The sequence below is a fragment of the Rufibacter hautae genome, from assembly GCF_008271695.1.
GTDB classification, from domain to species: Bacteria; Bacteroidota; Bacteroidia; order Cytophagales; family Hymenobacteraceae; genus Nibribacter; species Nibribacter hautae.
This window is the reverse complement of the sequence record NZ_VKKY01000002.1, coordinates 649,729-670,843: the sequence shown is the minus strand read 5'-3', so window position 1 is coordinate 670,843 and position 21,115 is coordinate 649,729. Positions and strand designations below refer to the sequence as shown.

The following is a 21,115-nucleotide window of genomic DNA, read 5'->3' as shown; positions in this document are numbered from 1 at the left end:
TAACTGCGGTAAACAGGAAGCCGAACACTAAAGTCTTCCACCACGAGCTACTACTTTTTAGGTAGATCTAGGACTGGCCAGCCATGAGTTGTTAAATTCTACTAAGTAGATACAAGAACCTAACACCCATGAAAAGTGTCCGATATGTGTCCGAAGTAAAACAAAAAACCCTGTAAGATTTAGACTTACAGGGTTCTAATCAATGTAGTGGCGGAGAGGGAGGGATTCGAACCCTCGATACCGTTACCAGTATACACACTTTCCAGGCGTGCTCGTTCGACCACTCTGACACCTCTCCGTGGTCCGTATTTTTCGGAATGCAAAGAAAGGCAGAAGCAACGGTATTTGCAAACCTTAAGCATTCAATTTTTACATTATATGCGGCGGGTCATTTCGCCGCGTAGGTCTTGGGCCAGTAGGCAGGCTTTCTCCTGCTGGGTAAGATCCTGGGCCAACACAAACATGAGTTTTGTCACGGCGGCCTCGGTACTGATATCTGAACCACCAATGACGCCCATTTCCTTCAGGTAGAAACTTGTTTCGTATTGCCCTTGGTGCACCTCCCCTTCCTCGCACTGCGACACATTCAAAATAGTGATGCCCCGATCCACGGCCTCGCGCAGAAGTTTCAGGAACCAGGGATACGTGGGCGCATTTCCAGCCCCGAAAGTTTCTAATACCAGTCCCTGTAATCCTTCAGCCTTTAGAATAGCCTCAACCAGTGCTTTGTTGATGCCCGGGAACAGCTTCAATACCGCCACCCTGCTTTCCAGTTCCTGGTAAACCCTGAGCGGTTCCACCGGAGCCGGCAGAATAACCGATTTGTTGAATTCAATGTCAATGCCGGCTTTGGCCAACTGCGGGTATTTACCGGAGTGAAAGGCGTTGAAGTGCCGGCTTTCCACTTTGGTAGACCGGTTTCCGCGCAACAAAAGGGTATTGAAAAAGATAGACACTTCTGGCACCACTGGTTTACCTGAGCGGTGCGCTGAGGCAATTTCCAGGGCAGTGATGAGGTTACGCCGGGCATCGGTGCGCATCCGCCCAATGGGTACCTGGGCCCCAGTAAAGATGACCGGTTTACTTAGGTTCTCCAGCAAAAAGCTCAACGCCGAGGCGCTATAAGCCATGGTATCAGTCCCGTGCAGAATCACAAACCCGTCATAGTCCTGGTAATTCACTTGGATGATCTGCGCCAGCTTTACCCAATGCTCCACCTCAATGTTGGAAGAATCAATTGGCGGATCAAGGCTGAGGACCGTGAGCATTACCTTGAACTGGCGCATCTCAGGCACCCGGTGAATGACTTCACTGAAATCGAAAGGGACTAAATGCTGGTCATCTTTGTCAGAGACCATTCCTATGGTACCGCCGGTGTAAATAAGCAAAATGGAAGCCTCTGGATCACGGGGAGCCGCCGTATTGATATTTACCTTTAAAAACTTCATACTATTTGGCAAAGAGGCGTTGCGCGTTGGCCGTGGTGCCCGCGGCTACCTCATCTAGGGTCATGGATTTGATTTCAGAAACCCGATGCGCCACAAAAGGAAGATAGGAGGGCTCGTTTCTTTTGCCACGTTTGGGTACGGGCGCAAGATACGGACTGTCTGTTTCCAATACTAAGTGTTTTAGATCAATTGCCTTCAAAACCGGTTCAAGGCCGCCGTTCTTAAAAGTACTTACACCGCCTATGCCCAACATAAAATTCTGGTCTACTGCTGCTTGCGCCTCATCCACGGTTCCGGAGAAACAATGAAAAATTCCTCTCAAAGTGCCGTCTTGCTGTTCCTGGATAATCTCCAGCGTATCCTGGAAAGCATCGCGGGTATGCAGTACAATGGGAATCTGATACTTTTTGGCCCAACCGCACTGAATACGCAAGGCTTCTTTCTGCTCTTGCACAAAGGTTTTGTCCCAGTAATAGTCAAGGCCTGCCTCCCCTACCCCTTTAAAAGATCGTTTCTTAAACCACTTTTCCATCTGCTGAAGCACTTCTCTGTAATCCTGGAAAACGTGGCACGGGTGCAAGCCCATCAGGGAATGACACCAGGGGTGCTGCTGCTCTATCTGGAGCATGGTTTCTATGGAGCCGAGGTCAATGTTAGGCATGTACACCTCCGCTATATGGGCCTCCTGGGCGCGCTGCAGCATTTCTTCCCGGTCTTGGGCGAACTCGGGAGAGAATACGTGCGCGTGGGAATCTATGTAGGTCATGAAAAAGAATTCTTCGAGGTCTGGTTTAGTCCTGTTTTCAGCAAATCAGGTCTAAAACGGCAAAGTTACACAATTCTAAGCGCCTTAACGTCTAATATAACCGCCCCTTCCACCTGATCTTGAACGGCAGAAAGAACAGCACCAGCAACACCACTGTGGAAAGGAGCAGGTAAATCTCCAGGACGAGCAGATACGTCCATTTAATGTTCCGGCCGATGTAGGTCACGCACCTATCCACAAATAAACTTTGCAACACTACTTTCCCTAAGAAGACTAAAAACCAAACCCCAAGAGAAGTATGGGTGAACAAGGGCAGCCACACGGGGTAAAAAGAAGAATGGATCACAAACAACAGCAGCATGTACCAGGGCAGGTGCACCGATCCGCGCATCCAGCGGCGACGTTGCTGCAGCAGCGAAAGAACATTGGGAGCAGGCTGCGAAATGGCCAAAACCTCCGGTTCATAGACGTTGGCGGTTTTATAGCCTTTGGCCAGCACCTGCTTGAAAAGCTGCACATCCTCGGTAATAGAAAAAGGAATGGACTCAAACCCTCCTACTGCTTCATACGCCTCACGGGTCACCAGCATGTTGTTACCCATGGTGGAGACCGGCAAGTTCCTGTCGGCTACCACCTGCATCAGCCCCAGATTAAAAAGCCAGTCCAGTGCCTGTAACCGGTTGAAAAGACCTTTGCTTTTGGTGGTGGTAATGCCCGTGACAATGCCTGTCTCGGACGTAAGATGCCGCAGCATGCTCTCCACCCAGCGCGGGGGTACTTCAATGTCGGCATCGGTGATGAAGTAGAGGTCAGAGGTAGCCAAATGCGCCAGTTGCGCCAGTACGTTGGCTTTGCCTTTGGTGCCCTGCAGGTCATGGATGATGCCGTGGCAGGATACGTACGGATGGCTCTGTTGATAGCCCAGCACCAATTGGCGGGTTTTATCGGTGGAGCGGTCATCCCCCACCAGCACCTCCAGTTTATCTTTGGGGTACCGGAGCCGATCAATGGCTTCCAGGCACGCGATGATGTGTTCTTCCTCGTTACGGGCGGCAATAAGAATGCTTACTTTAGGAAAATGGCTGAGCGGAGGCGCTGCCTTGGGTTTCCTATGCCACCATAGCCAAAGCAGCCCCAGAAAGAGGAGGAAGTAGACGGCCAGAAACCCAAAGGTAAAAACCATCAGTTACAAGGTTTTGAAAGAATAGCCCAGCTCAGAGAAGTGGCGCAAGAACCGGGGCAAAACATACCGCAGATTTCGCTCCGCCTTGAGGCTGTCATGCAGCACCACCACAGATCCCGGACCGGTGATGGAGATGGCTTTGTCCAGGCACTTCTCCGGCGCCAGCGAAGCATCAAAATCATAGGTGAGCGTGCTCCACATGACCACCTGGTACTCTGGTGCAAGCATACGCAGATGTCGCCACGTCAGTTGGCCGTGCGGTGGCCGAAACAGTTTTTTACTTGTGTGTTTAGCGCCTATTTTCTCCAAAACAGCCTGACACTGCGATACCTGGTGCAGGTACTCTGCCGGCATGTATTGCCAGGCTTTTACGTGCTGCTGGGTATGGTTCGCAAGTACATGTCCCTCGGCCAGAACTTGCTCGGCTACATCTGGGTGGCGCTCCAGGTTTTCGCCTACGCAGAAGAAAGTAGCCTTCGCGTTGAAAGCAGCCAGTTGCTCCAGCACGAAGGGTGTTACCACCGGGATGGGGCCGTCATCAAAGGTGAGGAAAATGGTTTTGTCTGTAACGGGGCGCCTCCACCAAACCTTCGGGAACAGCCAGGGCAATACGGGTGGAGTTCTGTAGAAGCGCAGCACGTGGTAACTTTAGATTTTCTGTTTTATTCCTGAAAGGTAAGCGGTACCCGAAAGCTTAAGTATTTAAAAATTGAAAATAATTCGGAAAGCCAAATCACTGCATCTGTTGCCCAAAGGCAAACATCTGCTTTAAGGCCGATTTCTGAAAACAGATCCAAAAACGACAACATGTTTGTGGTTTCCCACCTTGACTTTCCAATAACAATAAAGTTATCAAAACCCTCAACAAAGGCTACTTGAACCGGCAGGAAAGCAGCGTAATGTCATCGTTGAAAGAGGTGCCGCTGTTGTAGGTGTTCACTTCCTGCAGCAATTGCCGGTGGATGTTCTTGGAGCTCACGTAGCGGCAGTTCTGCAGCACTTTGATGGTGTTCTCAATCCCGAACTCGTCTTCCTCCTGGTTGAACACCTCGGTGAGGCCATCGGTGTAGCAAAGCACCAGGGAATTGTGTGGCACGTGCACGGTGGTCACCGGCAAGAACGGCAACTCGTCAAAAATGCCCAGCATGGTGCAGCCTTCCTCCAGCAAACGGTAGGTGTTGTCTTCGTAGAGCAGAATGGAGGCGTTGTGGCCGGCATTCACGTAGCTAAGCTCTCGGGTGGTGCGGTTATATATGGCCAGGAAACAGGTAATAAACTTCTCGGCGATTGCGTTGCGGTAGATGAGGTCGTTCAGCTCGCTCACAATGGTACTCAGGTTGGTGGTCTGCCGCAGAATGGTGCGCAGCCCCGCCTGAAAATTGGACATCAGCAACGAGGCCGGTACCCCTTTCCCCGACACATCGGCCACGCAGAAAAGGAACTGGTTTTTGTCAATCGGCACGAAATCATAGTAGTCGCCCCCAATAGATGAATGCGGGATGTAGGTGGCGTGGATGGCCACATCCTGGTTGTTGGGCAAAGATTTTGGAAAGAGCATGTTCTGCACCTCGCGGGCAATCTCTATCTCCTTGCGCATGGCTTCCTGGGTCAGGCGGTGCCGCTCCAGGCGCCGGTTCTCCATGGCCACCAGAATGATGTTGCTGAGGGTCTGCACAAAGCTCAACGCCCCCAGCGTGGTATAGTAAGCATTCACGTTCCCGATCATGACAAACGCCAGAATGCGGTTGTTGTGCATAATGGGAATCACGGTTTCAAAGTCGTGCCAGCGGCGGTCAATATCCAGTTTGGCCAAAGAGGTGATTTCCCGCAGCTCGGTGATTTCCTGGGGCAACTCCATTTCCCGGAAGTTATGCTGCGTACCGAAACTCACTTTGCATTCCCACTCCTCATCCAGCAGGAAAAGGGACAAGCGCCGGATGTTCAGCTGCGCGAGTAACGTGAAATGGTAGATTTTGTACAGCGCCTCCTCGGGAAGGTTGTTGTTAATGGCCTTGGTGATTTCCAACAGGGCAGCCAGTTCCAACTTCTTCAGGTTCAATTCCTGCTCAACTGTAGGAAAATTCAATTCAGACATCTGTTCTAGACATTATCGGTCCCTCTACTTTCAGGACCCTGGCCGCAGGTGAAACAACCGGCCTCAAGTACTAAACGCAAAGACTGTAGATTCATTTTTATTCGCCGCTGATTTCTCGCACCCCACACACGCCAGCGGCTCTGTTGTATGGTGCGCCTTTGGTTTTAGGCACAGTTTAAGCTAAACAGGCCAAAACCAGAATTTGTTTTTACCTGGAGTTATGGGTAAGCAGCCCCTCTTTGGTAGCCAGGAAAAAGTAGTGGTGCCCTTCGCGCGCAAAGTGTTCAGGGTCAAAGGGAACCTCGGTATCCTGGTCGGGGAAAAGGCACTTGATATAGTTCATACTGATAAGCCCCCGCAGCGCCTCTCGCAACTCTGGGTCAGGCATTCTCAGTTCCTGCAGCAAGGCCTCAAAAGAAGTCACAAAGTAAAGCTCATCAATGATGTTGAATTCCTGGTCTGTCATGCGGTTCTCAGTTCACGGCCTTTCCATTGGTACTTTCCCCGCAGCCCCAGAAAAGCTGTAATCAAAATATAAGGGACGTACACCAATTGGAGAAACCACAGCAGCGAAAGTAATCGCTTTTTACCAAATAAGCCTAGCACCTGTTGCAAAAGTAAGGCATCTGGGACGATTTTTGTGGTTAGTACGATGCCCAACAACCCCCATGAGCAGTAATTAAACACCGCCCCAAGTAAAACTACAAGCACCGCTACATTCGCTCCCAGCACCACCAAAGCCAAGGCCTGCGAAGACAAAGATTCATAGTGTTTCCACTTGCTGGCCCACCTTACCCGCTGGTGCAAAAACTGGGTAATGGTCGCCGCCGCGGGGGTCTGCACCACAGCTTGAGAGGACTTCGCGAAGGCGATCTGCCCCGGGTACTTCTGGTGTATTTTATGGAGCAAGAACTCATCATCGCCGGAGGGCACCTGTTCATTCCCTTTAAAACCATTCACTTCATAGAAAGCCGCCTTTTCATAGGCCAGGTTCGCGCCGTTGCACATGGTGGGTTTCTGTACCGCAATGGAGGCTGCCCCCACTCCTATCAACGCCGAGAACTCCAAGGCCTGCAATTGCTGCCACAACGTCTGCGTGGGCGCATACGCCACGGGACCACTGATCATCTTAGGGCTTTGGTCCTGCTTGATTTGGTTAAACGTCTGCAGCCACTGCGGCGAGAGCCGGCAATCGCCGTCGGTGCAGGCAATCCACTCGCCTTTGGCGTGTTGAATCCCGGTTTCGACAGCGGCCTTTTTCTGCCTCTTTCCTGAAAAATCGGCTAAAAACAACAAGGTCAGCGGCATCCTAGTTTGCGCTTGGAATTGGCTCACTAACTCCGAAGTGGCGTCTTCTGAAAGGTCGTCCACCACAATGACTTCGTAATGGGAAGCAGGGTATTGCTGCCGCTCCAGATCTTGCAGCAGCGAGATGATGTTCTGGGCTTCGTTCCGGACGGGGATGATGACGGAGAAAAACGCCGGGGGAGTGTCGGTGGAGAGACGGGGTTCCGGGAGTTGCTTCCAGGCGTACCAGCAGCGGAGAATCACCACGGCGTATGCGCCCACCAACAGAAATGCCAGCAGCATCAACGGGAATTGGAGAGTTTAAGCGGAAGCACGAAGATGAGCCCCACCACGCTGGGAAGGGCGATGTTCATGGTCCACAGAGAAAGGCTGGCGCCCAGCACCAACAACGGATCCTGCCCCATCAGCCCAAAAAAGTGCATCGCCGACAGCTCCCGCATCCCAATATCCGCGAGCGCATTGATGGACGGCACCACCGATTTCATCAAAAACGTGCCCGAAACGCCCCACACGTATTCTTCCACCGAAAGATGCACCCCAAACGCCCAGAGCAATGCAATGAACTGCCCCATGAACACCAGATACCGCGCTCCCGAGATCAGCAAAGTTTTGGTCAGTTCCGCGGAAGAGTATGTGCCGATGACAGAGAAATAATGCACCCAGCGCCGCAGAAAACTTACCCGCTCCAGCAACCCGATGGCCCACTGGAAACTGAACAGCAAAGCCAGCGCCCAACTGTTTACCAGCAACAGCGCCAACAACACAGAAACACCCACCGGCGAGGCCAACGGCACATAATACTTGAACACGAAAAAAGCGATAGCCCCGGAACCCATGAGCACCGTAGCGAAGAGTTGGCACAAGCGGCCCAATAGAATGGCCCCAATGGCATCGGCGCGGTCTTTCCGGTGCATGGTCAGGATGCGGCCGGCGTAGTCTCCCATGCGGTTGGGGGTAACAAAGCCCAAAGTTAGCCCTACTAGAACGGCCCGGTATGCTTCCAAAAAGGAAATCTTTTCGAATTTTCGGGAAAGAAACTGCCATTTAGAGGCTTCCACGCCCCAGTTCACTGGCAGCAACACGGCGGCGATGAACAAGGCCGTGCTCTTGGTGTCCCAGATCTGCCGAAGCGTTTGGAAAGAGAGGACACTGTGGGAACTGGCTTCCAGAATGGCTTGTCGTAGGTAGTAAAGCGTTAACCCAAAAACAACCAGCTTGCCCAGCCCCACCAAAAGACGCCGCGATACCAGCACTTTGCCGGATTGTTTGTAATTTTGCACTTCATGATTCATTCTACCGCAGTACTTCCCAATAATAAATTAATCTTAGGCGTAGACCCGGGCACCAACGTGATGGGCTACGGCCTCATTGAAGTGAACGGCTCCAAGGTAACGGTGCTCCAGTACGGCGTGCTTCAGCTTAAAAGCTATGCTAACCATGCCGTGAAACTGAAAAAGATTTACGACAGCACCCTGCGGCTGATCACCGAATACCTCCCTGACGAAATGGCCATTGAGGCGCCGTTCTTCGGGACTAACGTGCAGTCCATGCTAAAGTTGGGCCGCGCCCAGGGAGTGGCCATCGCCGCCGCCCTCTCCCGCGACATCCCCTACGTGGAATACGCCCCAAAGAAAATAAAACAATCTGTGACCGGCAACGGGAACGCCTCTAAAGAGCAGGTGGCCGCCATGCTGCTGCAGATCCTCAAGATAAAGGAAGCCCCTAAATTCCTGGATGCCACCGATGCCCTGGCCGTGGCCCTCTGCCACCACTACTCACAAGGAGCAAACCAAAAAGCCGGCGGAAAATCCTGGAAAGCCTTCCTCACCGAAAACCCAGATCGGATGTCTAAGTAATCGTAAGGTTTTCTATTCCTTATAATTGAATCAGCCGTTTAGAGGCCCTTTCCTTGAAAAGAGCCTCTAAACGGCTGAAACCTTCGCGGGAGTCTACAATCAGCTTCCAGCCTCCGTTTTTAGGGCCTGCCTGATTTTACCGGCAATCTCCTCCATCTCCTCGGCCTCAAATTTCTGCTTGGGGTTGCTGAAGTTCATGTCTGAGATTTGGTTCATGGGTACCAGGTGCACATGGGCGTGCGGAACCTCCAACCCTATTACGGCCACTCCTACCTTGGTGCACGGAACAGCTTTCTTTAAGCCGATGGCTACCTTTTGGGCAAACTTATGCAGGTCGGCCAGGGTATTGGGGTCCATGTCAAAGATGTAGTCCACGGGTTCTTTGGGGATGACCAGCGTGTGGCCTTTCACCAGCGGGAAAACATCTAGAAACGCCAGAAAACGATCGTCTTCTAGCACCTTGTAGGCAGGAATTTCGCCCCGGATGATCTTAGAGAAAATGGTTTCCATAGCTGTTTTGGTTAACGGGAAATCTCAAGAATCTCGAAACGGAGCTTGCCGGCCGGCACCGTGATCTCGGCGATCTCCCCTACCGATTTCCCCAGCAGTCCTTTCCCGATGGGTGATTTCACGGAGATTTTGCCCGCTGCTAAATTGGCCTCTTCTTCGGCTACCAGGGTGTAGAGCATCTCCATGTTGTTGTTCAGGTTCTTGAGCTTCACTTTGGAAAGGATCAGCGCCTTGGTAAGATCCAGGTTAGACTCGTCAATGAGACGGGCGTTGCCCAATACTTCCTCCAGTTTGGATATCTTCAGCTCCAGGTGCCCTTGCGCATCCTTGGCCGCGTCATATTCAGCGTTCTCACTCAGGTCCCCTTTGTCACGGGCTTCCGCCAACTGGCGCGCCACATCGGCCCGGCCTTTTGTCTTCAGTTCATGTAACTCTTCCTTGAGCTTCTGCAATCCTTCTGGGGTGTAGTAAGATACTGTTGCCATATTTTTAATGGGTTAGTACAATGGTTAAAAAAGAAGAACGGCCTTCCTGTCTGGAGACCGTTCTTATGCTAAGGTATCACATTTTTTCTAAACTACATGCATCAGAAGCATAATTTTGCTCCCAGGCACCGCCCCCTTTGCCCCGCTTTTCACTTGGTCTCACCCCTGATTTCTGCGGATGGTTTTTACCTGTTTTTAAATAAATATGCTAAAAACCCTGAGTAGATTGTAACAAAATTTGGCTTTTGGGCCTATGTTTACAATCATATGTCAGAAGCCACCGAACCATTTCTAAAACTGGCCGCCATAGATATAGGGTCTAACGCGGTCAGATGCCAAATATCCAACGTCTTCCGGTTTGAAGACCACACCCTCTTCAAGCGGGTGGAATACATCCGGTACCCCATGCGGCTGGGCGAGGACGTTTTTGCCAAGGGCATCATCACCAGACCCAAAGCGGAGAAGTTCATCAAGCTCCTGCACGGCCTCTACCTGATCATGCAGGTGCACGAGGTGCAGGATTTCATGGTTTGTGCCACCTCGGCCATGCGCTCTGCCGCCAACGCCCAGGAAATCATTGATGAGATCCATGACAAGCTAGGCCTGCACATCCAGGTCATAGACGGCACCACCGAGGCCGACCTCATCAACATGGTGATCAGACAGCAACTGGACGACCGCAACTACCTACACATTGACGTGGGCGGCGGCTCCACAGAGTTCAACATCTACGTGAACCGCATGAAGGTGGCTTCCCAATCCTTTGAACAAGGCTCTATCCGGCACATGCAGGGCGAGGAATCCATGGAGATGTGGCAGACTATGCAAGCTTGGGTGACGGAGAAGGCGCGCATGCACCACGTTCACCTGGCCATTGGCACAGGAGGTAACATCAACAAGATCTATGACATGGCCAAACTGGCGGGCAAACCCATTTACCGTGACCAAATTGAGGCCATTGTGCAGGAGATTTCCAGCTACTCCATGGAAGAGCGCGTTAAGGTGCTCCTGCTCAACGCAGACCGCGCCGATGTGATTGTGCCAGCCGCCGAGATCTACCTGTCTGCCATGAACTGGGCGAACCTAGACACCATGCTGGTCCCGCAAGTAGGCCTGAAGGATGGCATGCTTCAGTCTTTGTACGAACGCCACCAAGGTGCCACGCAACACCATTTTAAGCTTGATTTTTAGAAAACAGGCTTGAAACGGGTTATAAATTAGGTGATGTTGTTGTTTTGATAATTGGAACCCACCCCTACCCCTCCGAGGAGGGGAATTCCTAAACGCTTTTTTGAAACATCATAAGGCTGAGTTCGGGCTTTTTAGTGGTTCTAGTCTGAGTCTTACATTATCTGATACTCCCCTCCTGGGAGGGGTTGGGGTGGGTTGCACATTGCAAGGCTTCTACAAAAGTTAAATCTGCAACCTTGAACCAAAATCAACATTTCTATAAAACAGAAGGGGCTGCCATTTCATAATGGCAGCCCCTTCTGTTTTATAGATACTAAAAATTTAAAACAAGCAGGTTTCCACTTCCACATCAGTGGAGAGGTGGAAGAAGGCGCGGTGCATGTTGAAGGCAGGTTCATCCTCGGCGGGTTGGCGCTTGATGTAGGAACCGTCTTCGCGCATGATGTAAGAGTTCTGGTTGTCCATGAGGTTGTAGCGCAGGATGTTCGTGGCCTGGCGTTTCAGGTCTTCGTGCACAATGTAGAACAGGGCCTCAATGCGGCGCTCAAAACTGCGCACCATAATATCGGCGCTGCCGCCCAATACCTGCGGATTGCCGTTGTTGTGGAAGTAGAACAGACGCGCGTGCTCTAGGTACTCGCCCACAATGGAACTCACCTGGATGTTCTCGCTCAAGCCTTCGCGGCCTGGCCGCAGACAGCAGATCCCGCGCACGATGAGCCTGATCTGTACCCCGGCCTGCGAAGCGGCATAAAACTCATCTATCACCTCTTTGTCCTCCAGCGAGTTGATCTTGACCACGATTCCCGCCGATAACCCAAGCTCGGCGTTGCGGGCCTCTTGCCTGATCAATTCTATCAGCTGCTGGCGCATATCTTTGGGCGCCGTGATCAGGTACTCGTAGTTCTCTGGGTAAGAGTGACCGGTGATTACGTTGAAGAATTCAGACACGTCGTGGCCGTACACGTCATCGGTGGTCAATAGACTGATATCGGTGTAGGTCCGGCTCGTGGATTCGTTGTAGTTCCCGCTGCCGATGTGCACGTAACGCGTCACCTTCTCGCCCTCCTTCCGGATGATCATAAGCATTTTGGTGTGCGTCTTGTACTTGCTGATGCCGTAGATCACAAAGCAACCGGCTTTCTCCAGTTTCTCCCCTTCCCGCAGATTGCGCTCTTCGTCAAAACGGGCCTTTACCTCCAGGAGCGCCGAGACGTGTTTCCCGTTCTCGGCGGCTTTGAGCAGGGCGGCAGTCACGCGCGAGTTATCGGCTAACCGGTAGATGGTCTGCTTGATTCCCAGCACGTATGGGTCCTCGGCAGCCTTCTCCAGCAGGGTCACTACGGGTTCAATGCTGTTGTACGGGTGGTGCAGCAGCACATCATGGTGCTTGAGGTACTCAAAAATGTTGTCCATGGCCCCAGGCGGCAAGCTGGGCGCGGGGACCGGCGCAGGCGGACGCTGGATCTTGTTCGCAAAATGCGGATGCCGGATAATCTGCCACAGGGCTTTGAGGTCAATGAGGCGGTCAATGGAGAAGATGTTCCCGTTGTCTATGGACCATCTTTCCTTCAGCATCTTCATCACGTACGGAGACGGAGTGCGCTCCACCTCCATGCGAACCACACGGCCTTTCTTCCGGTTTTTAAGCTTCTGCTTCACCTCCTGCACAAAATCCTGGTCCATGTCATCGCTTTCCTCCAAGGTGAAATCACCGTTCCGCGTGATCCGGAACAGGTTCACCGACTCTATCTCCACGTTCCTGAAGAGCTTGTCCATGTTCCAGCGGATGATCTCCTCAATGGGCACGAAAATGATTTTGTTTTTGCGCGAGATTTCAAAAAAACGGGTCAAATTCCCGGGGATCTGCACAAAGGTGGTGCGGCTCTGCTGCTTTTCTTCCTCAGAGGTACGGGTGACCACCGCAAAGATGAGCAATTGGTTCATCATGAGCGGGAACCCGTGGTAGCTGTCATACACCATGGGCGTGAGCAGCGGGTAGATGGTGTTCTTGAAGTAGGAAGCCGCTTTGGTCTGCTCAGATTCGGTGAGGTCCTCCACATTGCAGATGTTGAACCCGTGCCTGTCAAAGTCATGCTTTATCTCCTCGTAGGTCTGGCACTGGTCCCCTACAAAACGGTGGGCAAGGTCCAGCAGCTTTTTCCGGAAGGGCAGCTCCCGCAGGCCAGAGTAATCCACGCGCTCTTTCCCGAAGTCAATGTAGTTGTACAAGCTGCCCACCCTAATCATGAAGAACTCGTCCAAGTTGGAAGAGGTGATGGCCAGAAACTTCATTCTATCAAACAGGGAGGTGTTGGCATTCCTTGCCAGATCCAACACCCTGTAGTTGAAACGCAACCAACTAAGGTCGCGGCTGATGTAGTTACTTCTCCGGATTTGCTCCGATGCCTTGATTGAATTCATACCAGGTGGTCAACTTCTACTTTTCTGTGCTTCTTTATACGTACTTGCGTGTAGCTACGTGAATCTCTGTGCTTGCTAATTAACGGCTTTCTCTGCCCAACCGCAACAGAAAAGCCTGCATAAAGCAGGCTTTCCTTTGCAATATCAAAAACCAGGCCTTAAACGTCTACTTTGGCGTATTTGGCGTTGCGTTCAATAAAATCGCGGCGTGGCGCCACCTCGTCGCCCATCAGCATGGAGAACAGGTGATCTGCTTCAGCGGCCGATTCCACCGACACTTGCTTTAAGCTGCGGGTATCTGGGCGCATGGTGGTTTCCCACAGCTGCTCTGGGTTCATCTCACCCAAACCTTTGTAGCGCTGCACGCCCACACTCTCGTCTTTCCCTTTGCCCAGCTCAGCAATGGCCTCCATACGGTCTTGCTCGGTCCAGCAGTAACGCTCTTCCTTGCCTTTCTTCACCAGGTACAGCGGTGGCAACGCAATGTACACGTAGCCGTTGTCAATGAGGTCACGCATGTAACGGAAGAAGAACGTCAGGATCAGGGTTCTGATGTGGGAACCGTCCACGTCCGCATCCGTCATGATGATGACTTTGTGGTAACGCAGTTTGGTCATGTTCAGAGCCTTGTCATCTTCCGGAGTCCCGAAGCTCACGCCCAGGGCGGTGATCATGTTCTTGATCTCTTCATTCTCGTAGATGCGGTGCTCCTGGGCTTTCTCCACGTTCAGGATCTTACCGCGCAGCGGCAGGATGGCCTGGAACTTACGGTCACGGCCCTGCTTGGCAGAACCACCAGCAGAGTCACCCTCCACCAGGTACAGTTCGCAGTTCTCAGGATCAGAGTCAGAGCAGTCGGCCAGTTTACCGGGTAAGCCTGAGCCGCCCATCACGTTCTTCCGCTGCACCATCTCGCGGGCCTTACGGGCCGCCAGACGTGCCTGCGCCGCCAGAATCACTTTCTGGATAATGATACGCGCTTCTTTGGGGTTCTCTTCCAGAAAACGGTTCAAAATCTCTCCTACTACCGTATCCACGGCGCCCATTACGTCTGAGTTCCCCAGCTTGGTTTTGGTCTGGCCCTCAAACTGCGGCTCCTGCACTTTCACAGAAATCACTGCGGTCAGTCCTTCTCTGAAGTCATCGCCTTGAATCTCCACTTTGGCTTTCTCCAGCATGCCGGAACGCTCTGCGTACGCTTTCAAGGTACGGGTAAGCGCCCTGCGGAAACCAGCTACGTGGGTACCACCTTCGTGGGTGTTGATGTTGTTCACGTAGGAGAAGATGTTCTCAGTATAAGAGGTGTTGTAGTTCAACGCAATCTCCACCGGAATACCGCCTTTCTCACTTTCTACGTAGATAGGCTCGGGAATCAGGTTTACCCTGGTTTCCTCAATATAGGCCACAAACTCGCGCAGACCGCCTTGAGAATAGAAAGACTCCGCCAGGAATTCACCCGGCGTCACTTCTTCTCTAAGGTCAGTCAAATTGATTCTGATCCCTTTGTTCAAGAAAGCCAGTTCGCGGAGGCGGCTGGCTACCGTTTCGTATTTGTATTCGGTAACGGTGAAGATGCTGGCGTCTGGCTGGAAGTGAACGGTGGTTCCTCTTTTGTCAGTGGTGCCAATCTCGCGCACCGGGTACGCCGGCACCCCAATGTTGTAGTGCTGCTCATAGAGCTTGCCGTTGCGGTGAACCGTCACGTGCAGGTCTGTGGAGAGGGCGTTCACGCAGGAAACCCCTACCCCGTGCAGACCACCGGATACTTTGTAAGAATCTTTGTCAAACTTTCCGCCGGCGTGCAGCACGGTCATTACCACCTCTAGGGCCGAGCGGCCTTCTTTCTGGTGGAAGTCAACCGGAATACCCCGGCCATTGTCTGAAACAGAAATAGAGTTGTCTGTGTGGATGGTGACGCTGATCTCGTCACAGTGCCCGGCCAGGGCTTCATCTATGGAGTTGTCTACCACTTCCCACACCAGGTGGTGGAGACCTTTGATGCCGATATCGCCGATGTACATGGCGGGCCGTTTACGCACCGCCTCCAAGCCTTCAAGCACCTGGATACTGTCTGCGGAATAGGCGGTCATGTTGTTTTGTTCGATGTCACTCATTGAGTTTTCGGTGGATTATTAACATGCAAAAATACCAAATTTAATCGGGTTTTGCCAGCTTCTGCTCCTTAAATATAGAGGTAGTTTAATTATTTATTCACCCAAGTTATGTGACTCACCCTGAGCATTGCTGATAAGGCAAGTGCCTTTCCATAATTGTATTTTCAGGCCCTTTTTTTAATAGAAAACTCAAAAACCCAGCTTCTATTTTGCCGATGTCTTTTCTTGCCAGCAAGACACTCCTGGTGAACCATAATTGATGAGCTGGTATTTTCATTCTGATTTCCTTTTAACTGATTTCCCGAAAAGAGCCACTTTTAAGAAAACGGCCTTAAAACAGAATACCTTAGAAAACCAGCGCACTTCTCCTCTATTTGCTTCGGCGAAAATAGCCTTTCTCACGTAGATGAATACTAGATAAAGCCCCCGATGATAGTACAGGTAATAAGAGACTGGAGGCTATGAAGAAGTGGTCGATCCAGTGCATTACTGCCGATTCTTCGATAACAAACCATAAAAACCACCTCTCCTCTTAAGTCTTGTTTTCAGGAAAACTGACCTAAAACAACACCTATTGATAAAAGGCTTTCAGAACCATAACCCACTAGTAAGATCAAGAAAATAGGAAAGCCGCAAAACGCATTTTAGTAGGATAGCAGCGTATTCTGGCGACCTATTCCGAAAATAAAGGATGCAGCTTGGTGCGGGCCACCTAAAATTGGCTGGTCCAGGTGAATATTTGGCAAAATGAAGGTTTATTCTTAAGTTTCCACCTCATTAGAAAACTAACCGCACGAATACCCTTTTGTACCTCGTGCCCTTTACCCGCACCAATCTCTACTAACTCTCATGAAGGACGTAATTTTAGGCATTGACATCGGTGGTACGAACACCAAATTCGGGTTCATTGACCGCGATGGCATCATTTTAACCCAAGGCGAGCTCCCTACCACTGAGGGAGAGACCGTACATGATTTCCTGCGCATTCTCTACAGCGAGGTGCAAGCCAAATTCAAGAAAATTGAGGACGAAGCCCACGTCATTGGTGTAGGTGTAGGCGCCCCTAATGGCAACTTCTATACAGGAACCATCGAGAACGCTCCCAACCTTAAATGGCACGGTTCTGTTCCGTTGGTAGAGTTGCTCAACTCTTACTTCAAACTTCCAATCTACCTGACCAATGACGCCAACGCGGCTGCCATTGGCGAGATGATCTACGGCGGTGCCAAAGACATGAAGAACTTTGTGGTAGTGACTCTGGGTACTGGTTTGGGAAGCGGTATTGTGGTGAACGGCGAGTTGGTGTACGGCCACGACGGTAACGCCGGCGAGTTGGGCCACACCCTGGTGAACGTGAAAGGCAGCGGCCGCGTGTGCGGTTGCGGACGTCGCGGCTGCTTGGAAACCTACGTTTCTGCCACCGGTATTAAGCGCACCGTGTACAAATTCTTAGCTGACTATACTGATTACAGCGAACTGCGCGGCGTAAGCTTCAACGACCTTAACGCCGAGATGATCACCCAGGCGGCCAAACGCGGCGACAAAATCGCGATTGACTGTTTTGAGTACACCGGTAAAGTGCTGGGCATGAAACTAGCCGACACCGTGGCGCACCTGAGCCCAGAGGCGATCTTCCTTTTCGGTGGATTGACCCGCGCCGAGGAGTTCCTGTTTGACCCGGTTCGGTACCACATGGAGAAAAACCTCCTGAGCATCTTCAAAGGCAAGGTGAAAATTTTACCTTCTGGCTTAGGCTTAAGCAATACCGCGGTAATGGGCGCAGCAGCCCTTGCCTGGAAAGAACTGGAGCGCGTGCCTGTGGCCTAACTCTACTTTATTTTCCAAAAACAAAAAGCCCGAGGGAAACACCTTCGGGCTTTTTGTTTTTTGGAAAATGAAGGTGGGCACCAATTTTTTAATCTTTTGAATAAATAATCAAAAAAGCGGAGGATTGCATTCAGGGAAATATGAAAGACCTCTTTTATAACAAAACCTGGCTCTTTTTAAATACCTACATTACAGTATTGACACTCCTTCCATTAGCTGCTATCTTGGCTTTCAGGTTATAGCAAAGTCCTCTCCTTATCTTACTTATTGCTTCATTGAAGTGCCTTTTTGGTTAAATCAGACCTAAAGTATATTCATACCGGCCCTCCGTTTCCTGTTATTAACACGGGACCATCTTTCCTACCCCTACTCTGGCACTTTTTACTTTCGGTTTTCTATCATTCACCTATGAAGAGAATTCTACTATCCTGTCTTCTACTTTCCTTCATGATGGGGGAAAGCCATGCCCAGGAGGCAACTTCCTTTTGGAACTTGTCTGGGAACAGCAATGCCAACAGCAGCTCTAAATTAGGGACCACCAATGGGGTGCACCTTAGATTCTTCACCAACAACCTAGAGCGAATGCGCATCAATGCCACCGGGTTAGTCAGCATTGGCTCCGCTACCCCGAATGCCAAATTTTACGTCAACAGCCCTGCCAGCGTAGACCCGCTTCGGATATTAGTCAATAGCTCTACCAAGTTTCTGATACACAAAAATGGAGGCGTAAGTATAGGCTTAAACCAAACGCCTCCCCATAATGGGCTTTTGGTAAACGGAAACGTAGCCTTCGGAACCACAGAACTCACGCCTTTCTACAGATTGCAGGTCATAGGGTCATCTAACACGAATGGAATTCTTGCCAAAGGTTCTGCCTACGCTATCCAGGCCGAGTCAATAATTGATTATGGAACTGGCGTTTTCAGCATAGCAGGGAAAAATGGCACCGGAATACGTACCTATGCAGGGCATACGGGAGTCAGTGCAGCAGGTAACGCTTATGGTGTATATGCAACATCCGAACACACCGGCATCTATGGTTCAGGTACTGTCTATGGTGTGTATGGCATTACCAGATTCGGGAGTGGTGTCTTCGGCTCAAGCTCCTCCGGGGCAGGGATTTATGGAAGGAGTTTCGAAGGTTATGGCGGTTATTTCACTTCATTAGACGGCACCGGCTTGTTTGCCTCCACTACCAACGGCACTTTTGCGGCAGTTTTTGAAGGGCAAATCTATAGTTTCGGTTCCTTCCAGAGCAGCGATCAAAAAATAAAAAAAAATGTTCAGGAGGTGGAAAACGCCCTTACTCTAATAAACCAACTGAAGCCTAAAAAGTATGAATTCAGGGATGATGCCATGTATGCAAAGCTAAACCTTCCAAAAGGAAACCACTACGGTTTACTAGCTCAGGAAGTGGAAGAGGTATTGCCAGATTTGGTTCGGGAATCGTCTCATAAAGTTTTACCGCCAGAGGAGGTACCAGTACTACCCTCCCCAGCCGAAGCCCCATCCATGCAGGATAATGTCCTTAAGATCAGCCAACAGGAAGGCAAAAAGGAAACCATCTCCATAAAAGCGGTGAATTACACTGAGCTGATTCCTTTGCTCATAAAAGCCATTCAGGAACAGCAGGAAACTATTTCTACCCTTTCAGAAAGGATAGCCCAACTAGAATCCGCTTCGGGGACTGGCGGAAAAAGTCCTCTAGACCCTACAAGTTCAGGCATCATTTTGGAGCAGAACCACCCCAACCCCGTGGACCAAACCACTACCTTCCGATACCGAATCCCGGAGGGATCGCTGGCCCAGATTCACGTTTACGAGGCAAATTCCGGGAAACTGCTTAAAACCATACCAGCTCCAGCCGAAGGCAAAATACAGATGAATACCAGTAACTTACCTACCGGGCATTATATCTATACCTTAACTGTCAACGGAAAAATCGCCGCCTCTAAACACATGATGGTGAGCCGGTAACCTGTTAGCTTTAATGCCCAACAGAAAAGGCTGCTCATGTATAGGGCAGCCTTTTCTGTTGAAAACCAATGCAAGGAGAGCCAGGAAGCTCCCAAACGAAAACTGAATCTTTGATGCCTCCCAGTTTTGGCTTGATTTCAGGGAAACAGCGCTAAAAGGAACATCGACTTACCAGGAAGCGCCAGACCTTTAGGAGATACGTTTTGTTTCTCCTGCTCAATGCCAGTTCTTGTCTGGTTTCTTTTTCAGGCGTTTGGCAGCGTCTATGACATCCTGCAGTTCTACGGGATCGTTGAAGGGGTCTTCGTCCAGTTGGGTGACGCGGTTGAGTTCTTTCTGCCAGCGGCGCAGTTCCTGAATGTACGGCTCGCATTCTACTCGCCTCAATTCATCGTTGTGTAACTCAAGGTCGCAGATGCCGTTGTGCAGCCATTCGCCGGTGTGCCAGTCAGGCATGTCCACGGCGGGGAACAGGCAGACGCCGTGCAGGTCTATGCCAGCTTCCACGGCAGCTAAAGACTCATCCATGACATCGCGGAGCCAGTCTTCCCGCCCGTCTTTCAAGCCACTGGTTTCCCCGATGATCATAGGGCGTTTGTAGCGGTCATACACCAAGTGCATAAGTTCGCAAAGCGGTTTGATGCGGTCATCCTCTGGGGGAAGGGCGGCGTGCGGTCCCTGCTCGCGGTACTCCATCTGCCCGAAGGAGTAATTGTTTGCGCCTACTATGTCCAGGATCTCGGGGGAACCCCCAAGTTCGGGCTGCTCTTTGCCGGAGATGATGTCCCAGGCCAGGAAAGTGTCTACATAAGTTTCGTGGCGGGCGGCCTCCACCAGATCGGGTCGGTCTTTGGGCGCTACCACCTGTACCAAAGGATCAATATGAATCATCCGGGCCTCAGGGATCACTTCCCTGATGACCTTTACGCCGGCAATGGCGGCTTTGCAGAGAGCCACTCTCAGTTTGAAGCGGTCTTCCTTCGTGTTCTTATAAGGCGCTACCCATCCCCACTCCCCGGCGCAGAAAGAAAAGAAGGTAATCTCGTTGATGGGCGTAAAGAAGTACGGGGCGGGCAGTTTGTCTACCACATATTCGGCGACAGCCCGGCAATAAGCGGCAAAGCGTTGGGTGAAGGCCTCGGTGAAAGGATCCAGGTCAACGGGGTAGCCGTAATGGCAGAGGTCCCATATGGGTAGGATCTTGTGCTGCTGCATGGCCGCAATCATGGGGTCAATGGGCGAGAAATCATATGCCCCTTCTTTGTCCACCATGGGCCAGGGAATACCCTCGCGTGATACCGCAATCCCCAGACGGCGCAGCAGCTCATAATCTTTATCAGCGAACTTGTCGTGCTGCGTTTCTGCGATGAGATTCCGGCGTTTCTTGTCCTTCCACAGGAAAGTGGAGCATTCAAAGCCAGAGATAAAGAACGTGGGGAAAATACCGGGTCGCTTTGCCATAGTAAGATAAACTCCGAATCTACCTAAAGGTTCTAGCCCACCTTCAGCTTCGTAATCAAGGTGTAAGTATGCGTGATTTGAAAAGCGATGAGAACTACAAACCTCTGAATGAAAGCGTTAAGACACCTGAGAAAAGTGGCCTTAATTCCGTATGAACCTCGGCGATGCGCTGCTCCTACCCAAACCCTAATTATTCGTACAAAGATTTAAAACTTCTAATATTTAGAAAAAACGTTCCTAAAACATACACCTATGAAAAAGACCATCTTCACAAACCTGCTGGCGCTTACGCTGGCAGGCGGCCTCTTAACGGCCTGTAGCGAGAAAGCCCCGGCCGAGAAAACCGGCACTACCAACACTGAGGACATGGTAGAAGGCGTTGACGGCGGCTTGGATTCATTGAACTTGCCAGACTCCTCTGCTACCACCACCGGAGGCGAACAGCAGTAAATCTCATGAAAATACCCTCC

18 protein-coding genes and 1 tRNA gene are annotated in these 21,115 nt (G+C 51.1%); 5 read left to right on the top strand and 14 right to left on the bottom strand.

The features are described 5' to 3' along the window. Nucleotides 1-208 precede the first annotated feature (208 nt). From FOA19_RS11585 to FOA19_RS11545, 9 genes are all read right to left on the bottom strand, one after another. Nucleotides 209-298 (bottom strand) — tRNA-Ser (locus FOA19_RS11585). A 76-nt stretch (nt 299-374) separates the two neighbouring features. Further along, nucleotides 375-1,448: an asparaginase gene (locus FOA19_RS11580; protein ID WP_149090981.1), complete on the bottom strand. Its 1,074-nt coding sequence runs from the start codon at nt 1,446-1,448 to the stop codon at nt 375-377. 1 nt (nt 1,449) lies between these two features. After that, nucleotides 1,450-2,214 carry a TatD family hydrolase gene (locus FOA19_RS11575; protein ID WP_149090980.1) on the bottom strand — a complete coding sequence of 255 codons (765 nt, stop codon included), beginning with the start codon at nt 2,212-2,214 and terminating at the stop codon, nt 1,450-1,452. 91 nt (nt 2,215-2,305) lie between these two features. Beyond that, nucleotides 2,306-3,397 carry a glycosyltransferase gene (locus tag FOA19_RS11570; RefSeq protein WP_149090979.1) on the bottom strand — a complete coding sequence of 364 codons (1,092 nt, stop codon included), beginning with the start codon at nt 3,395-3,397 and terminating at the stop codon, nt 2,306-2,308. A 3-nt stretch (nt 3,398-3,400) separates the two neighbouring features. Next, nucleotides 3,401-4,036 (bottom strand): polysaccharide deacetylase family protein, encoded by a 636-nt coding sequence (locus FOA19_RS11565; RefSeq protein WP_149090978.1) that lies wholly within the window; start codon nt 4,034-4,036, stop codon nt 3,401-3,403. A 232-nt stretch (nt 4,037-4,268) separates the two neighbouring features. Next, nucleotides 4,269-5,492, bottom strand: coding sequence for a PP2C family protein-serine/threonine phosphatase (locus FOA19_RS11560; RefSeq protein ID WP_149090977.1), 1,224 nt, complete (start codon nt 5,490-5,492; stop codon nt 4,269-4,271). 208 nt (nt 5,493-5,700) lie between these two features. Next, nucleotides 5,701-5,958, bottom strand: a complete 258-nt coding sequence (locus FOA19_RS11555; protein WP_149090976.1) for a hypothetical protein — start codon at nt 5,956-5,958, stop codon at nt 5,701-5,703. Next, nucleotides 5,955-7,082: a glycosyltransferase family 2 protein gene (locus FOA19_RS11550; protein WP_149090975.1), complete on the bottom strand. Its 1,128-nt coding sequence runs from the start codon at nt 7,080-7,082 to the stop codon at nt 5,955-5,957. Before FOA19_RS11550 ends, FOA19_RS11555 begins: the two co-directional genes overlap by 4 nt. Next, the gene (locus tag FOA19_RS11545; protein WP_149090974.1) at nt 7,082-8,092 is read right to left on the bottom strand and encodes a lysylphosphatidylglycerol synthase domain-containing protein; all 1,011 of its coding nucleotides are present in this window, start codon (nt 8,090-8,092) and stop codon (nt 7,082-7,084) included. Before FOA19_RS11545 ends, FOA19_RS11550 begins: the two co-directional genes overlap by 1 nt. Here FOA19_RS11545 and ruvC point away from each other — a divergent pair. Then, on the top strand, nt 8,084-8,656 hold the full coding sequence (ruvC, locus tag FOA19_RS11540; RefSeq protein WP_149090973.1) for a crossover junction endodeoxyribonuclease RuvC: 573 nt from the start codon (nt 8,084-8,086) through the stop codon (nt 8,654-8,656). The genes FOA19_RS11545 and ruvC overlap by 9 nt on opposite strands. 99 nt (nt 8,657-8,755) lie before the next feature. Here the strand turns inward: ruvC and FOA19_RS11535 are convergent, their stop codons facing one another. Together FOA19_RS11535 and greA are read right to left on the bottom strand one after the other, a co-directional pair. After that, a complete protein-coding gene (locus FOA19_RS11535) occupies nt 8,756-9,166 on the bottom strand; it encodes an HIT family protein (protein ID WP_149090972.1) in 411 nt (136 codons plus the stop codon). Between the two features lie 11 nt (nt 9,167-9,177). After that, nucleotides 9,178-9,651, bottom strand: coding sequence for a transcription elongation factor GreA (gene greA, locus FOA19_RS11530; RefSeq protein ID WP_149090971.1), 474 nt, complete (start codon nt 9,649-9,651; stop codon nt 9,178-9,180). A 267-nt stretch (nt 9,652-9,918) separates the two neighbouring features. Between greA and FOA19_RS11525 the strand changes: the two genes are divergently transcribed. Beyond that, nucleotides 9,919-10,842, top strand: coding sequence for a Ppx/GppA phosphatase family protein (locus FOA19_RS11525; RefSeq protein WP_149090970.1), 924 nt, complete (start codon nt 9,919-9,921; stop codon nt 10,840-10,842). Between the two features lie 321 nt (nt 10,843-11,163). Here the strand turns inward: FOA19_RS11525 and ppk1 are convergent, their stop codons facing one another. Together ppk1 and gyrB are read right to left on the bottom strand one after the other, a co-directional pair. Then, nucleotides 11,164-13,266, bottom strand: coding sequence for a polyphosphate kinase 1 (gene ppk1 / locus FOA19_RS11520; RefSeq protein ID WP_149090969.1), 2,103 nt, complete (start codon nt 13,264-13,266; stop codon nt 11,164-11,166). A 158-nt stretch (nt 13,267-13,424) separates the two neighbouring features. Beyond that, nucleotides 13,425-15,380, bottom strand: a complete 1,956-nt coding sequence (gene gyrB, locus FOA19_RS11515; protein WP_149090968.1) for a DNA topoisomerase (ATP-hydrolyzing) subunit B — start codon at nt 15,378-15,380, stop codon at nt 13,425-13,427. An 849-nt stretch (nt 15,381-16,229) separates the two neighbouring features. Between gyrB and FOA19_RS11510 the strand changes: the two genes are divergently transcribed. Then, complete coding sequence (locus tag FOA19_RS11510) at nt 16,230-17,207, top strand: ROK family protein (protein WP_149090967.1); 978 nt, start codon at nt 16,230-16,232, stop codon at nt 17,205-17,207. Between the two features lie 582 nt (nt 17,208-17,789). After that, nucleotides 17,790-19,184 (top strand): tail fiber domain-containing protein, encoded by a 1,395-nt coding sequence (locus tag FOA19_RS11505; protein ID WP_190300376.1) that lies wholly within the window; start codon nt 17,790-17,792, stop codon nt 19,182-19,184. Nucleotides 19,185-19,400: 216 nt separating this feature from the next. Here FOA19_RS11505 and FOA19_RS11500 read toward each other — a convergent pair whose 3' ends face one another. Further along, complete coding sequence (locus tag FOA19_RS11500; protein ID WP_149090965.1) at nt 19,401-20,645, bottom strand: family 1 glycosylhydrolase; 1,245 nt, start codon at nt 20,643-20,645, stop codon at nt 19,401-19,403. Between the two features lie 252 nt (nt 20,646-20,897). Between FOA19_RS11500 and FOA19_RS11495 the strand changes: the two genes are divergently transcribed. After that, nucleotides 20,898-21,095, top strand: coding sequence for a hypothetical protein (locus FOA19_RS11495; protein ID WP_149090964.1), 198 nt, complete (start codon nt 20,898-20,900; stop codon nt 21,093-21,095). The last annotated feature ends 20 nt before the right edge of the window (nt 21,096-21,115 follow it).

Bases quoted from the DNA above. Each gene is read 5' to 3' on its own strand.
- FOA19_RS11545 (WP_149090974.1), bottom strand. From the start codon at position 8,092: ATGAATCATGAAGTGCAAAATTACAAACAATCCGGCAAAGTGCTGGTA.
- greA (WP_149090971.1), bottom strand. From the start codon at position 9,651: ATGGCAACAGTATCTTACTACACCCCAGAAGGATTGCAGAAGCTCAAG.
- ppk1 (WP_149090969.1), bottom strand. From the start codon at position 13,266: ATGAATTCAATCAAGGCATCGGAGCAAATCCGGAGAAGTAACTACATC.
- FOA19_RS11495 (WP_149090964.1), top strand. From the start codon at position 20,898: ATGAAAAAGACCATCTTCACAAACCTGCTGGCGCTTACGCTGGCAGGC.
- gyrB (WP_149090968.1), bottom strand. From the start codon at position 15,380: ATGAGTGACATCGAACAAAACAACATGACCGCCTATTCCGCAGACAGT.
- FOA19_RS11550 (WP_149090975.1), bottom strand. From the start codon at position 7,082: ATGCTGCTGGCATTTCTGTTGGTGGGCGCATACGCCGTGGTGATTCTC.
- ruvC (WP_149090973.1), top strand. From the start codon at position 8,084: ATGATTCATTCTACCGCAGTACTTCCCAATAATAAATTAATCTTAGGC.
- FOA19_RS11560 (WP_149090977.1), bottom strand. From the start codon at position 5,492: ATGTCTGAATTGAATTTTCCTACAGTTGAGCAGGAATTGAACCTGAAG.
- FOA19_RS11500 (WP_149090965.1), bottom strand. From the start codon at position 20,645: ATGGCAAAGCGACCCGGTATTTTCCCCACGTTCTTTATCTCTGGCTTT.
- FOA19_RS11575 (WP_149090980.1), bottom strand. From the start codon at position 2,214: ATGACCTACATAGATTCCCACGCGCACGTATTCTCTCCCGAGTTCGCC.
- FOA19_RS11570 (WP_149090979.1), bottom strand. From the start codon at position 3,397: ATGGTTTTTACCTTTGGGTTTCTGGCCGTCTACTTCCTCCTCTTTCTG.
- FOA19_RS11580 (WP_149090981.1), bottom strand. From the start codon at position 1,448: ATGAAGTTTTTAAAGGTAAATATCAATACGGCGGCTCCCCGTGATCCA.
- FOA19_RS11525 (WP_149090970.1), top strand. From the start codon at position 9,919: ATGTCAGAAGCCACCGAACCATTTCTAAAACTGGCCGCCATAGATATA.
- FOA19_RS11505 (WP_190300376.1), top strand. From the start codon at position 17,790: ATGCGCATCAATGCCACCGGGTTAGTCAGCATTGGCTCCGCTACCCCG.
- FOA19_RS11510 (WP_149090967.1), top strand. From the start codon at position 16,230: ATGAAGGACGTAATTTTAGGCATTGACATCGGTGGTACGAACACCAAA.
- FOA19_RS11555 (WP_149090976.1), bottom strand. From the start codon at position 5,958: ATGACAGACCAGGAATTCAACATCATTGATGAGCTTTACTTTGTGACT.
- FOA19_RS11535 (WP_149090972.1), bottom strand. From the start codon at position 9,166: ATGGAAACCATTTTCTCTAAGATCATCCGGGGCGAAATTCCTGCCTAC.